This window comes from Pseudomonas sp. S31 (assembly GCF_016648105.1).
Classification (GTDB): Bacteria; Pseudomonadota; Gammaproteobacteria; order Pseudomonadales; family Pseudomonadaceae; genus Aquipseudomonas.
This window is the reverse complement of record NZ_JACVVE010000006.1, coordinates 118,232-132,195: the sequence shown is the minus strand read 5'-3', so window position 1 is coordinate 132,195 and position 13,964 is coordinate 118,232. Positions and strand designations below refer to the sequence as shown.

Here is a 13,964-nt window from a genome sequence, read left to right as displayed (position 1 = left end):
CCAACCGGATCGGAACTAACAGGAACAAACCACCATGAATACCGCCGTGAACGTCAATGTCGTGCATGAGTCCGAAGCCCAGCGCCAGCACGCCCGGGTGCGCATCCCGGCCAAGCTGCGCTTCCTGGACAACGAGCGCCAAGCCCATGAGGTGAAGGTCGAGGACCTCTCCGCCGGTGGCCTGAGCTTCCACAGCAAGAAGCACCTTTCGGTCGGCGAAGTGTTGCGCGGGCGCCTGCAGTTCGTGGTCGACAACCTCGGCCTGTCGATGGACATCGAGTTCCAGGTGCGTTCCTACAGTGCCGCCGACGGCCGCACCGGCGCCCAGTTCCAGAACCTCGAACCCCGCGACATCGCCACCCTGCGCCACATCATCACCAGCCACCTGTCCGGTGAGCTGATCACCATCGGCGACGTGCTCAGCACCCTGCAGCGCGACAACTTCACCAAGGCGCGCAAGCAGAAGGACGCCGGAGCCGGGCTGTCGGCCTTCGGCCGCATCAAGGCGGTCGGCGTGACCCTTGGCGTGTTCGTGGTCGGTGTCGCCGCCTTCGGTTTCGTCGCCAAGTCGCTGTACGGCATGTACTTCGTCAGCCAGGCCGAAGCCGGCGTGGTCGCGGTGCCCACCACCAGCATCACCATGCCCCGCGACGGCACCGTGCAGAGCCTGGTGCAGAGCGGCGGGCAGATCGCCAAGGGCGCCCCGCTGGCGAGCTTCACCACCAGCATGCTGGACATGCTCAAGGGTGGGCTGGGCGACTCGCAGCTGGAGCCGGCGAAGATCGAGGAACTGTTCGGCAAGCAGCTGTCCGGCACCCTCACCAGCCCATGCGACTGCGTAGTGGCGCGCCAGCTGGTGGACGACGGCCAGTATGCCGCCAAAGGCCAGCCGATCTTCCAACTGGTGCCGCGCACCACCAACGCACTGGTCGAAGCACGCTTCACCTACCGCCAGTTCGACAAGGTCAAGCCAGGTACCCGGGTCAACTTCCAGGTCGCCGGCGAGGACGAGATCCGTACCGGTCAGATCGTCAGCAGCAGCAGCCTCGACGGCGAGAACCTGGCATCCGACATCCGCGTGCAGATCAAGCCCGACGAAACCCTGCCCGCCGAGCTGGCCGGTCGCCCGGCGGCGGTCAGCAGCGACCGTGGCCCGTCGCTCGACTGGCTGATCGACAAAGCCGTGGCCCGTGGTCTGTAAGAGGATCCTGCGATGATTCCCCACAAGAAAAGCGCAAGCCTGGGCCTGTGCGCCCTGGCCGCGGCCATCGCCCTGGCTGGCTGTGCCGGCCTGCCTGACCAGCGCCTGGCCAACGAGGCCCTCAAGCGCGGCGACACCGCCCTGGCCGAGCAGAACTACAAGGCCCTGGCCGACCTCGGCTACAGCGATGCGCAAGTGGGCCTGGCCGACGTCCAGGTCGCCTCGCGCGACCCCGAGCAGATGCGTGAAGCCGAGGCCACCTACCGCCAGGCCGCCGCCACTTCATCTCGGGCCCAGGCGCGCCTCGGCCGCCTGCTGGTGGCCAAGCCCGACAGCACCCAGGCCGAACGTGAAGAAGCCGAAACCCTGCTCAAGCTGGCCGCCAAGCAAGGCGAAGGCAATACCCTGATCCCCCTGGCGATGCTCTACCTGCAGTACCCACAGAGCTTCCCCAGCGTCAACGCCCAGCAGCAGATCGACCAGTGGCGCGCCTCTGGCAATCCGGAAGCAGGCCTGGCCCAGGTGCTGCTGTACCGCACCCAAGGCACCTATGACCAGCACCTGGGTGAGGTGGAGCAGATCTGCAAGGCGGCGCTGAGCAGCACCGACATCTGCTACGTCGAGCTGGCCACCGTGTACCAGAAGCGTGCCCAGCCCGACCAGCAGGCCGCCCTGATCGAGCAGCTCAAGTCCGCCTACGCCCGTGGCGTGGTGCCGGCGACCCGGGTCGACAGCGTCGCCCGCGTGCTGGCCGACCGCAGCCTCGGCCAGACCGACGAGAACACCGCCAAGGCGTTGCTCGAACAAGTCGCCCCGGCCAACCCGGCCTCCTGGGTCAGCCTGGCCCAGCTGCTCTACGACTTCCCCGAGCTGGGCGACACCGACCAGCTGATGGCCTACATCGACAAGGGCCGCGAAGCGCAGCAGCCGCGCGCCGAGCTGTTGCTGGGCCGTCTCTACTACGAAGGCAAGGCGGTGCCTGCCGACGCCAAGAAAGCCGAACAGCACCTGCTGGCTGCTGCCAACGGCGGCGAGCTCAGTGGCCACTACTACCTCGGCCAGCTGTATCGCCGCGGCTACCTGGGCAGCGTCGAACCGCAAAAGGCCGTGGACCACCTGCTCGTCGCCGCCCGTGGTGGCCAGAACAGCGCCGACTATGCCCTGGCCCAGCTGTTCGCCGAAGGCCGTGGCGTGCGCACCGACAACACCAATGCCTGGGTGTTCGCCAAGCTGTCCCAGCTCAACCCATCGCCGCAGTCCACCGAACTGCTGCAACAGATCGACACGCAACTCACGCCCGAACAGCGCAGCCAGGCCCAGCATCTGCTGGAGCAGGAAACCCAGGCGCGCGGCAGCATGGCCCAAGGCGCCAACAGCACCCTGGCCCTCGAGGCCATGCAAGACGACGACCAAGCAGTAGATGGTGAGGACTCGCTATGACGCTCAACCCCTTCGTGAAAGCCGGCATCGGCCTGAGCTTCGCCCTGTTGTGGTCGTGCCCGACCCTTGCAGACATGACCGCGCAGAAAAACTTCGGCCTGGACGTGAAGATCACCGGCCAATCGGAAGACGACCGCGACCTCGGCACCCGCTCCGGCGGCGACGTCAACGGCCTGGGCCTCGACCTGCGTCCGTGGGTGTATGGCGAGCGCGGTAACTGGAGCGCCTACGCCATGGGCCAGGCGGTGACCGCCACCGACACCATCGAGACCGACACCCTGCGCCAGAACGACGACGGCACCAGCACCGACACCTCCGTCGACGGCCGTCAACAGGACAAGAGCTACCTGGCCATGCGCGAGTTCTGGGTCGGCTACAGCGGCCTCACCGCCTACCCTGGCGAGCAACTGCGACTGGGTCGCCAGCGTCTGCGCAGCGACGACGGCATGTGGCGCGACACCAACATCGAGGCGCTGAACTGGACCTTCGACACCACTCTGCTCAAGGCCGACCTGGGCGTGGCCCAGCGCTTCAGCGAATACCGCACCGACCTGACCGAACTGGCCCCGGAAGACAAGGACCGTACCCACGTCTACGGCAACATCGCCGCGCAATGGACGCCCGGCCACTGGGTCGGCCTGCGCGCGCACCATACCCATGACAGCGGCAGCCTGAAGAACCCCGGCGAAACCGTCGACGGGCTGGACAAGACCCGTACCGGCGACCTCACCTGGCTGGGCCTGGAAGCCAACAGCGACGCCTACAACTGGCGCAACGACCACACCATCAATTACTGGGGCAGCGTCACCTGGCTGACCGGTGATCGCGACACCCTGAGCACCCAGCAGGTCGGCGACGACCAGGTCGCCACCGGCAAGCAGAGCGGCGACGTCAACGCCTGGGCCACCGACCTCGGCATCCGCCTGCGCCTGGACCCGCAGTGGCAGGTCGGCGCGGCCTACGCCCGTGGCAGCGGCGGCGGTGGCGACGATGGCTCGAACAACTTCGAGCAGACCGGCCTGGAGAGCAACCGCTCCAACTTCACCGGCACCCGCTCGCGCGTGCACCGCTTCGGCGAGGCCTTCCGCGGCGAACTCGGCAACCTGCAGGCGGCCACCCTGTTCGCCTCCTGGCAACTGCGCGACGACTACGACGCCAGCCTCATCTACCACAAGTTCTGGCGTGTCGACGGCAACCAGAACATCGGCTCCAGCGGCATCAACGCGGTGGTCAACGACAACGGTGTGAACCGCCCGCTGGTGGATGGCGAGAAAGACCTCGGCCAGGAAATGGACGTGGTCGTCACCAAGTACTTCAAGCAGGGCCTGCTGCCGGCTTCGATGAGCCAGGCGATCGACGAGCCGTCCGCCCTGGTGCGCCTGCGCGCCGGTGTGTTCAAGCCGGGCGATGCCTATGGCAAGGAAGCAGACTCGTACATGCACCGCGCCTTCGTCGATGTGATCTGGCGCTTCTAACGCCGGGAGAGGACCTGTCATGAACCTTCACCCGCACCTACGTCACAGCCTCCTTGCCAGCGCCTTGCTGCTGGCCAGCAGCCTGGCCGTCGCCGCAGAACCTGCGGTGATGGGCAAGGAGCTGCAGCAGGCCAAGACCTACACCGTGACCAGCGCGCCGGTCGAGCCGCTGCACATGGACCCACCCAAGCTGCCCGACCTCAGCGGCTACACCGCCGAGGCGGTGCAGAAGAAAATCGACCGCAGCCACAAGGGCAAGGTCAGCGTGCGTCGGATGTTCCAGGAGGACACCCTCAAGGAATTCATCGGCGGCGACAACAAGGCCGCCGAGTGGGTGCAGCGCCAGCATGGCATCCCCCAGGCGATCTTCATCGACGACGGCCATGTCGACCTGGTCGAACTGAGCAAGAAGGTGCCCAAGCAGTACCTGCGCGAAGTGCAGCCTGGCGTGTACCTGGCGCGCTTGCCGATCGTGGTCGGCCAGAATGGCATCCTCGAGATCGACAGCAAGGTCAAGGAACTGCGCCTGTCCGAAGAGGGCGGCGCATTCATGGTCAACGACGGCAAACTGTTCGTCACCGACACCAAGGTCACCGGCTGGCGCGAGCAGGCCAATGGCCCGGCGACCTTCCGCTCGCCGAAAGCCTTCCGCCCGTTCCTGCTGTCGTGGGGCGGCACCGAGACCTACATCGTCAATACCACGATGGCCAGTTTCGGCTATGCCAAGTCCAAGTCCTATGGCGTGAGCATTTCCCAGTACACCCCGAACATGGCCAAGCAGATGGGACGGCCCGAACCCACCGGCTGGATCATCGGCTCGACGTTCAGCGACATGTGGTACGGCTTCTATTGCTACGAGACCTCCGACTTCGTGGTCAAGGACAACACCTACCACGACAACATCGTCTATGGCATCGACCCCCACGACCGTTCGCACCGCCTGATCATCGCCGGCAACACGGTGTACGGCACCAAGAAAAAGCACGGGATCATCGTCTCGCGTGAGGTCAACGACAGCTGGATCATCAACAACAAGAGCTACGACAACAAGCTCTCGGGCGTGGTGATCGACCGTAACAGCGTCAACAACCTGATCGCCTACAACGAGATCTACCGCAACCACACCGACGGCATCACCCTGTACGAAAGCGGCGACAACCTGATCTGGGGCAACAAGCTGATCAACAACCGCCGCCACGGCATCCGGGTGCGCAACAGCGTGAACATCCGCGTTTACGAGAACATGGCCTTCGCCAACGGCCTGGTGGGCATCTACGGCCACATCAAGGACCTCTCCGACACAGACCGCGACATCGCCCTCGACCCGTTCGACACCAAGGTCTCGCTGATCGTGGTCGGCGGCGAGCTGGCGGCCAACGGCTCCGGCCCGCTGTCGATCGACTCGCCGCTGTCGGTGGAGTTGTACAAGGTGAACATGCTCGCCCCGCGCAAGGCCAGCGGCATCACCCTCAATGGCGTGCTGGGCGAGCGCCAGGACGAAATCCTCGACCTGCTGGTGCGCCAGCAGAAAGCCGTGCTGATCGACCCGGTCGAACGCCAGACCGAAATGATCGACTAAGGAAGCCCAGACCATGACTCCACACCTGATGAAACTGCTGGGCCTGTCCGCCGCGCTGTTGGCCATCAGCCAGGGCGTGCGCGCCGACGAGGTGAAGGCCCCGAGCTTCACCGCCGAGCCGTGCTGCCAGCTGTGCCCCGAGGCGCATGACGCCAGCCGCTATACCACTCGCTACCAGCAGAACTTCACCACCCTGGTGCAAGCGCAAGGCGACTGGCTGTTCCGTACCCGCGAAGACCTGCGTACCGAATTCGACACCACCCCGGGCGGCTACAAGCGCCTGCAGCAGGTACACGACGCGTTCAAGAAGCGCGGCGTGGAACTGGTGGTGGTGTACCAGCCGACTCGCGGCCTGGTGAACCGCAACATGCTCAACCCGGCCGACAAGGCCGCCTTCGATTACCAGAAGGCCCTCGGCAATTACAAGGCCATGCTCCAGCGTTTCGCCAAGATGGGCTACAACGTGCCCGATCTGTCGCCGCTGACCAACGAGCAGCTCGCCGCCGCCGACCAGGGCAAGGACTTCTACTTCCGCGGCGACCAGCACTGGACCCCATATGGCGCCGAGCGCGCGGCCAAGATCGTGGCCGATACCGTGCACCAGATGCCGGCGTTCGAAGGCATCCCGCGCAAGGAGTTCGAAACCCACAAGTCTGGTCGCATGGGCAAGACCGGCACCCTGCACAACGTGGCCGGGCAACTGTGCAACACCCGCTACGCGATCCAGTACATGGACCAGTTCGCCACCGAGCCGAAAGCGGCAGCCGGCGGCGAGGCCAGCGGCGACGACCTGTTCGGCGACTCGGGCAATGCCGAGATCACCCTGGTGGGCACTAGCCACAGCGGCAAGAACTACAACTTCTCCGGCTTCCTCGAGCAGTACATCGGCGCCGACGTGCTCAACGTCGCCTTCCCCGGTGGCGGCCTGGAAGGCTCGATGATCCAGTACCTGGGCAGCGAGGAGTTCCAGAACCACCCGCCGAAGATCCTCATCTGGGAATTCTCGCCGCTGTACCGCCTGGACCAGGAAACCATCTGGCGGCAGATCCTCGCCCTGCTCGACGACGGCTGTGACGCCCGCCCGGCAGTGATGAGCGCCAGCACCACGCTCAAGCCCGGCAAGAACGAACTGATGGTCAACGGCAAGGGCGGCGTGGTGAAGCAGCTGATCAACCGCAACCTGCAGATGGACATCAAGTACGAAGACCCTTCGGTGAAAGTCCTGCAAGCCACCCTCTGGTACCTCAACGGCCGCCACGAGGACATCAAGCTGGAAAAACCGGAGACCTCCGACACGGACGGCCGTTTCGTCTTCCAGATGCGCGAGGACGAAGACTGGGCCAGCCAGAACCTGCTGGCACTCGAGATCCAGGGGCCGGAAAACGGCACCCAGAAGGTCGAGGCCAAGCTGTGCAAACGCAACAACTTCGCCGTGCCTGCGCAAACCGCGCAAGCCGGCCAGTGAGGCGACCATGACCCTGATCAAGCGAATCTTCAGCCCCACCCTGATCGCCCTGGCGCTCTGCAGTGGTGCCGCGCATGCTGCGCTGGTACCCCCGCAGGGCTACTACGAAGGCATCGAAAAGCTCAAGACCAGCGACGGCAACTTCCGCTGCGAAGCCGCGCCAACGCCCTACACCGGCGCGTTGCAGTTTCGCAGCAAGTACGAAGGCTCGGACAAGGCGCGTGCGACGCTCAACGTGGCATCGGAAAAAGCCTTCCGTGACTCCACTGCCAACATCACCACGCTGGAAAAAGGCGTTAGCAAGATGGTCGGCCAGTACATGCGCGACGGCCGCCCGGCGCAACTCGACTGCACCCTGACCTGGCTCGGCACCTGGGCACGGGCCAATGCCTTGATGTCCACCGACTTCAACCACACCGGCAAGTCGATCCGCAAATGGGCCCTGGGCAGCATGAGCGGTTCGTGGCTGCGCCTGAAGTTCTCCAACTCGCAGCCACTGGCCGCGCACCAGGCCGAGGCCGAAGTGATCGAAAAGTGGTTCGCCCGCCTGGCCGAGCAGACCGTGCGTGACTGGAGCGACCTGCCCCTGGAGAAGATCAACAACCACAGCTACTGGGCTGCCTGGTCGGTGATGGCCACCTCGGTGGCCACCGACCGCCGCGACCTGTTCGACTGGGCCGTGAAGGAATACCGCGTCGGTGCCAACCAGGTCGACGCCCAGGGCTTCCTGCCCAATGAACTCAAGCGCAAGCAACGCGCCCTGGCCTACCACAACTATGCCCTGCCGCCGCTGGCGATGATCGCCAGCTTCGCCCAGGCCAACGGCGTGGACGTGCGCGGCGAGAACGACAACGCCCTGCAGCGCCTGGCCAAACGGGTATTGCTCGGTTCGAAGGACCCGAGCGCGTTCAAGGCACGCAACGGCGAGAAGCAAGACATGAGTGACCTGAAGATCGACAGCAAGTACGCCTGGATGGAGCCCTACTGCACGTTGTACGCCTGCGGTGGCGAAACCCTCCAGCGCAAACGCGGCATGCAGCCCTTCGACAGTTTCCGCCTCGGCGGCAACCTGACCCGGGTCTACGACCCGAGTGCAATGCTGAACAAGTAACGCAATACCCCTGTAGGAGCGGGTTCACCCGCGAAAGGGCCGGGCCTGCCATGTGCGGTGCCTGTGCCGGCCGCTTCGCGGGCAAACCCGCTCCTACAGAGATCTAAGTGATCCGCCACGTTCGCGTGGGGGGTTTGGGGGGCGCTTTGCCCCGTGCTGTGAACAATAAGGAGAACCGGGAATGGTCTTCTCGTCCAACGTGTTCCTGTTCCTGTTCTTGCCGATCTTCCTCGGCTTGTACTACCTGAGCGGGCAACGCTATCGCAACCTGCTGCTGCTGGTCGCCAGCTACATCTTCTACGCCTGGTGGCGGGTGGACTTCCTCGCCCTGTTCGCCGGCGTGACCCTGTGGAACTACTGGATCGGCCTCAAGGTGGGTGCCGCCGGCGTGCGCACCAAGCCTGCGCAGCGCTGGTTGCTGCTCGGCGTGGGCGTCGACCTGGCCATCCTCGGCTACTTCAAGTACGCCAACTTCGGCGTCGACAGCCTCAATGCGATCATCACCTCGTTTGGCCTGGAGCCGTTCATCCTCACCCACGTGCTGCTGCCGATCGGCATCTCGTTCTACATCTTCGAGTCGATCAGCTACATCATCGACGTGTACCGCGGCGATACCCCGGCCACCCGCAACCTGATCGACTTCGCGGCGTTCGTGGCGATCTTCCCGCACCTGATCGCCGGCCCCGTGCTGCGCTTCAAGGACCTGGTCGACCAGTTCAACAACCGCACCCACACCCTGGACAAGTTCTCCGAAGGCTGCACCCGCTTCATGCAGGGCTTCATCAAGAAAGTGTTCATCGCCGACACCCTGGCGGTGGTCGCCGACCACTGCTTCGCCCTGCAGAACCCCACCACCGGTGACGCCTGGCTCGGCGCCCTGGCCTACACCGCGCAGCTGTACTTCGACTTCTCCGGCTACAGCGACATGGCCATCGGCCTGGGCCTGATGATGGGCTTCCGCTTCATGGAGAACTTCAAGCAGCCCTATATCAGCCAGTCGATCACCGAATTCTGGCGCCGCTGGCACATCAGCCTGTCCACCTGGTTGCGCGACTACCTGTACATCACCTTGGGCGGTAACCGCAAAGGCACCTTCAACACCTACCGCAACCTGTTCCTGACCATGCTGCTGGGCGGCCTGTGGCACGGTGCCAACTTCACCTACATCATCTGGGGCGCCTGGCACGGCATGTGGCTGGCGATCGAGCGTGCGCTTGGCATCGACACCAACCCGCAGCGCTTCAACCCGATCAAGTGGGCGTTCACCTTCCTCCTGGTGGTGGTCGGCTGGGTGATCTTCCGCGCCGAGAACCTGCACGTCGCCGCCCGCATGTACGGCGCCATGTTCAGCTTCGGCGAGTGGCAGCTGTCGGAACTCAACCGCGCCCAGCTCACCGGCCTGCAGGTGGCGACCCTGGTGATCGCCTACCTGACCCTGGCGTTCTTCGGCCTGCGCGACTTCTACCGCAACGCCAAGCCGACAGCCAAGGCCACCCCGGTGCAGGTCAACGCCGACGGCTCGATCGGCCTGGACTGGACCCGGGTCATGACCCGCGCGCTGATCCTGCTGCTGTTCGCCGCCTCCATCCTCAAGCTTTCGGCGCAGAGCTACTCGCCGTTCCTGTACTTCCAGTTCTGAGGCCACGACCATGACCCGGACATTACGCATCACCTATTCGCTGTCGTTCCTCGGCCTGCTGGTCGGGCTCGGCGCCTGGTCCGTCGGCGGCCTGGAAAGCTTCAACCGCACCGGCCAGATGACCCTGCTCAACGGCAAGCTGGCCAAGGCCGCCGAGACCCACTACGACGAGCAGTTCCCGATCAAGCGCCTGGGCACCAACCTCTGGGCGGCGCTGGACTTCAAGCTGTTCAACGAAGGCCGCCCAGGTGTGGTGCTGGGCCGCGACCAATGGCTGTTCAGTGACGAGGAGTTCAAGCCCACCGCCGGTGCCGAGCAACTGATGCAGGAGAACCTGGCGCTGATCCAAGGCGTGCGCGACACCCTGCGCAAGCATGGCAGCCAGCTGGTGCTGGCGATCGTCCCGGCCAAGGCGCGGATCTACGCCGAGTACCTGGGCAAGGAACAACCGGCCAGCCTGCACGACGACTTGTACAACCAGTTCCACGCCCAGGCGCGTCAGGCCAATGTGTTCGCACCCGACCTGATGGCACCGATGGAGCAAGCCAAGGCCCGCGGCCAGGTGTTCCTGCGCACCGACACTCACTGGACGCCGATGGGCGCCGAGGTCGCGGCACAAGCCTTGGCCGAAGCGGTCAGCCGCCAGAAGCTGCTCAGCGGCGAGCCTGAGGCCTTCGTCACCGAAGCCGGTGACAGCGCGCCGTACAAGGGCGACCTGACCAACTTCCTGCCGCTGGACCCGCTGTTCAGCGACCTGCTGCCACAGCCGGACAACCTGCAACAACGCACCACCCGCCCGGCTGCGGCCGAAGGCCAAGACGGCGACGCCTTGTTCGCCGACACCCGGATCCCGGTGGCCTTGGTCGGTACCAGCTACAGCGCCAACCCCCACTGGAACTTCCTCGGCGCGCTGCAGCAGGCCCTGCGCAGCGACGTCGCCAACTATGCCGAAGACGGCCATGGCCCGCTGCTGCCGATGCTCAAGTACCTGCAAAGCGACGCCTTCAAGGAGGCCGCGCCACAAGTGGTGGTGTGGGAATTCCCCGAACGTTACCTACCCATGAAGAACGACCTCAGCAGCTTCGATCCGCAGTGGATCGCGCAGCTGAAGGGTGCCCGTAAATCCGAAGAAAACCTGGCCTTGTCGTCCACCCGGACGAACCACTGATAGATAGAGAGGAACACGCACATGACTACCAAGACTTCCATTGCCAAAGCCCTCACCCTCGCGGCCGGCCTGTCTCTCGCCTCGATGCAGGCATTCGCGGGTGCCGACGCCGCGCTGTACGGCCCAAGCGCACCGAAAGGCTCGACCTTCGTGCGCCTGTACAACGCCTCGAGCAGCCCGACCGCCGCCACCGTCGGCAACACCCAGATCAAGCAGGTCGGTGCCCAGGCCAGCAGCGACTTCAGCTTCCTCCCCGGGGGTGACTACACCGCCCAGGTCGGCGGCAAGAACGTCCCGGTCAAGCTCGCCGCCGACAAGTACTACACCCTGGTCAACAACGCCAACGGCGCCCCGCAGCTGATCGAGGAAGCACCGTTCAAGAACAAGCAGAAAGCCCTGGTCCGCGTGCAGAACCTCAGCGACCAGCAACTGACCCTCAAGACCGCCGACGGCAAGACCGAAGTGGTCAAGCCGGTGGCGGCCAAAGGCACTGGCCAGCGTGAAATCAACCCGGTCAAGGTCAGCATGGCGCTGTACGCAGGAGACAAGAAAGTCGGCGACGTCAAACCCGTCGCCCTGGAGCGCGGCGAAGCCGCCGTGCTGTATGTAACCGGTTCCGGCAACGCCTTGTCGCCGGTGTGGGTAACTCGCCCCGTGGCTAGCAACTGATATCCCTGCCTCATAACGACTATTGGAGAAACATGATGATCCCGGTAATTCTTTCTGGTGGTAGCGGTTCGCGTCTGTGGCCTCTGTCGCGCAAGCAGTTCCCCAAGCAGTTCCTGGCCCTGACCGGTGAACACACCTTGTTCCAGCAAACCATCGAGCGCCTGCGCTTCGAAGGCATGGACGTGCCGCTGGTGGTTTGCAACAAGGACCACAAGTTCATCGTCCAGGAGCAACTGGGCGCCCTGAGCCTCGACACCCAAGGCATCATGATGGAACCGTTCGGTCGCAACACCGCGCCAGCGGTAGCCATGGCGGCGATGAAACTGGTCAACGAAGGCCGCGACGAGCTGATGCTGGTCTTGCCCGCCGACCACGTGATCGATGACCAGAAGGCCCTGCAACGTGCCCTGGCCCTGGCCACCGTGGCCGCCGAGAATGGCGAGATGGTGCTGTTCGGCGTGCCGGCGACCAAGCCTGAGACCGGCTATGGCTACATCCGCTCGAGCCAGGACGCCCTGCTGCCCGAAGGCGTGGCCCGGGTCGCGCAGTTCGTCGAGAAGCCCGACGAAAAACGCGCTGCCGAATTCGTCGCCGCCGGTGGCTACTTCTGGAACAGCGGCATGTTCCTGTTCCGCGCCAGCCGCTTCCTCGAAGAGTTGAAGAAACACGACGCGGACATCTACGACACCTGCCTGCTGGCCCTGGAGCGCAGCGACGAGGACGGCGACGTGCTTAGCATCGACGAAGCCACCTTCGCCTGCTGCCCGGACAACTCCATCGACTACGCGGTGATGGAAAAGACCCAGCGCGCCTGCGTGGTACCGATGTCGGCTGGCTGGAGCGACGTGGGCTGCTGGTCGTCGCTGTGGGAGGTGCACGACAAGGATGCCGACGGCAACGTCACCAAGGGCGACGTGGTGGTGCAGGACAGCCGCAACTGCATGATCCACGGCAACGGCAAGCTGGTGTCGGTGATTGGCCTGGAGAACATCGTCGTGGTCGAGACCAAGGACGCGATGATGATCGCCCACAAGGACAAGGTCCAGGGCGTCAAGCAGATGGTCAAGACCCTCGACGAGCAGGGCCGCAGCGAAACCCAGAATCACCTGGAAGTGTATCGCCCGTGGGGCTCGTACGACTCGGTGGACATGGGCGGCCGCTTCCAGGTCAAGCACATCACCGTCAAGCCGGGCGCCAGCCTGTCGCTGCAGATGCACCATCACCGCGCCGAGCACTGGATCGTGGTGTCCGGCACCGCCGAGGTGACCTGCGACGAGAACGTGTTCCTGCTCACCGAGAACCAGTCGACCTACATCCCGATCGCCTCGATCCACCGCCTGCGCAACCCAGGCAAGATCCCGCTGGAAATCATCGAGGTGCAGTCCGGCAGCTACCTGGGCGAGGATGACATCGAGCGTTTCGAGGATGTCTACGGGCGTACTTCGACGCCGATCGAGCGTGGCGTGTCGGTGAAGACCATCGCGCAGTAAGTGAGATCCCGGGGCCGCGTTGCGGCCCATTCGCGGGCAAGCCCGCTCCCACAGTGATCGCATGGCCCACTGCCTTCGCGGTTCGTGTAGGAGCGGGCTTGCCCGCGAATGGAGGGCAAAGCCCTCCCCGCTTTCAACCATTTCCGGCTACGATGGTCAGACCCGCGCAACCAAGGTCTGAATGCCCCATGATCATCGGTGCCTTTCTCATCCTCACCTGGCTGGTACTGCTGTTGCGCTACCCGGCCAAGGCCCTGCCGATTTCCCTGGCGGCCGCGTGTGGCCTGGCCCTGGTCGCGCTGTTCGTGGCCTGGCAGGACAGCCGCGAAGCCTCGCGCCTGGCGCGCCTGGACCTGCGCCTTAGCTATGCCCCCGACCAGTGCCCCGCCGACCGCGCCTTGCAGGTGCACATGAAAAACGGCAACAAGGTCCCGCTCACCGAGCTGCGCTGGCGCGTGGCCGCCTATGCCCCTGGCGATACCGTCAACCTGGCCGAGAACTCCTACAACGCACCGCGCTATCGCGGCCCAGGCGACTTGCAGCCGGGGGCCGAGTGGAAAGACTGCCTGCCGCTGCCGCCGCTGCGCTCCGGGTATCGGCCGCAGACCCTGGAGTTTCGTGCCGAGCGGCTGCAAGGTACATTTGCCAATTAGATTTCCGTTGCCAGTGCTGGCCTCTTCGCGGGTAAACCCGCTCCTACAGGAGTACCGTTGTAGGAGCGGGTTTT

At 64.7% G+C, this 13,964-nt stretch carries 11 protein-coding genes; all 11 read left to right on the top strand.

Annotated elements, in window-relative coordinates; translation table 11 throughout:
• Window positions 1-34: 34 nt before the first annotated feature.
• The gene (locus tag IAE37_RS07115) at window positions 35-1,201 is read left to right on the top strand and encodes an alginate biosynthesis protein Alg44 (protein WP_201171482.1); all 1,167 of its coding nucleotides are present in this window, start codon (window positions 35-37) and stop codon (window positions 1,199-1,201) included.
• Window positions 1,202-1,213: 12 nt separating this feature from the next.
• Window positions 1,214-2,641 (top strand): alginate biosynthesis TPR repeat lipoprotein AlgK, encoded by a 1,428-nt coding sequence (gene algK / locus IAE37_RS07110; RefSeq protein ID WP_201171481.1) that lies wholly within the window; start codon window positions 1,214-1,216, stop codon window positions 2,639-2,641.
• Entirely contained in the window at window positions 2,638-4,116 is a 1,479-nt protein-coding gene (locus IAE37_RS07105; RefSeq protein WP_201171469.1) for an alginate export family protein, read from the top strand. Before algK ends, IAE37_RS07105 begins: the two co-directional genes overlap by 4 nt.
• 19 nt (window positions 4,117-4,135) lie before the next feature.
• Window positions 4,136-5,695 carry a mannuronan 5-epimerase AlgG gene (algG, locus tag IAE37_RS07100; protein ID WP_201171467.1) on the top strand — a complete coding sequence of 520 codons (1,560 nt, stop codon included), beginning with the start codon at window positions 4,136-4,138 and terminating at the stop codon, window positions 5,693-5,695.
• A 13-nt stretch (window positions 5,696-5,708) separates the two neighbouring features.
• Window positions 5,709-7,160, top strand: a complete 1,452-nt coding sequence (locus IAE37_RS07095; RefSeq protein ID WP_201171450.1) for an alginate O-acetyltransferase — start codon at window positions 5,709-5,711, stop codon at window positions 7,158-7,160.
• 7 nt (window positions 7,161-7,167) lie between these two features.
• A complete protein-coding gene (locus IAE37_RS07090) occupies window positions 7,168-8,271 on the top strand; it encodes a mannuronate-specific alginate lyase (RefSeq protein ID WP_201171447.1) in 1,104 nt (367 codons plus the stop codon).
• Between the two features lie 181 nt (window positions 8,272-8,452).
• A complete protein-coding gene (locus IAE37_RS07085; protein ID WP_201171445.1) occupies window positions 8,453-9,910 on the top strand; it encodes an MBOAT family O-acyltransferase in 1,458 nt (485 codons plus the stop codon).
• Window positions 9,911-9,920: 10 nt separating this feature from the next.
• On the top strand, window positions 9,921-11,078 hold the full coding sequence (locus IAE37_RS07080; protein WP_201171442.1) for an alginate O-acetyltransferase: 1,158 nt from the start codon (window positions 9,921-9,923) through the stop codon (window positions 11,076-11,078).
• Between the two features lie 21 nt (window positions 11,079-11,099).
• Complete coding sequence (locus tag IAE37_RS07075; RefSeq protein ID WP_201171440.1) at window positions 11,100-11,747, top strand: alginate O-acetyltransferase AlgF; 648 nt, start codon at window positions 11,100-11,102, stop codon at window positions 11,745-11,747.
• Window positions 11,748-11,782: 35 nt separating this feature from the next.
• Window positions 11,783-13,237, top strand: a complete 1,455-nt coding sequence (locus IAE37_RS07070) for a mannose-1-phosphate guanylyltransferase/mannose-6-phosphate isomerase (protein WP_201171615.1) — start codon at window positions 11,783-11,785, stop codon at window positions 13,235-13,237.
• A gap of 188 nt (window positions 13,238-13,425) precedes the next feature.
• A complete protein-coding gene (locus IAE37_RS07065; RefSeq protein ID WP_201171438.1) occupies window positions 13,426-13,890 on the top strand; it encodes a multidrug transporter in 465 nt (154 codons plus the stop codon).
• Window positions 13,891-13,964 lie beyond the last annotated feature (74 nt).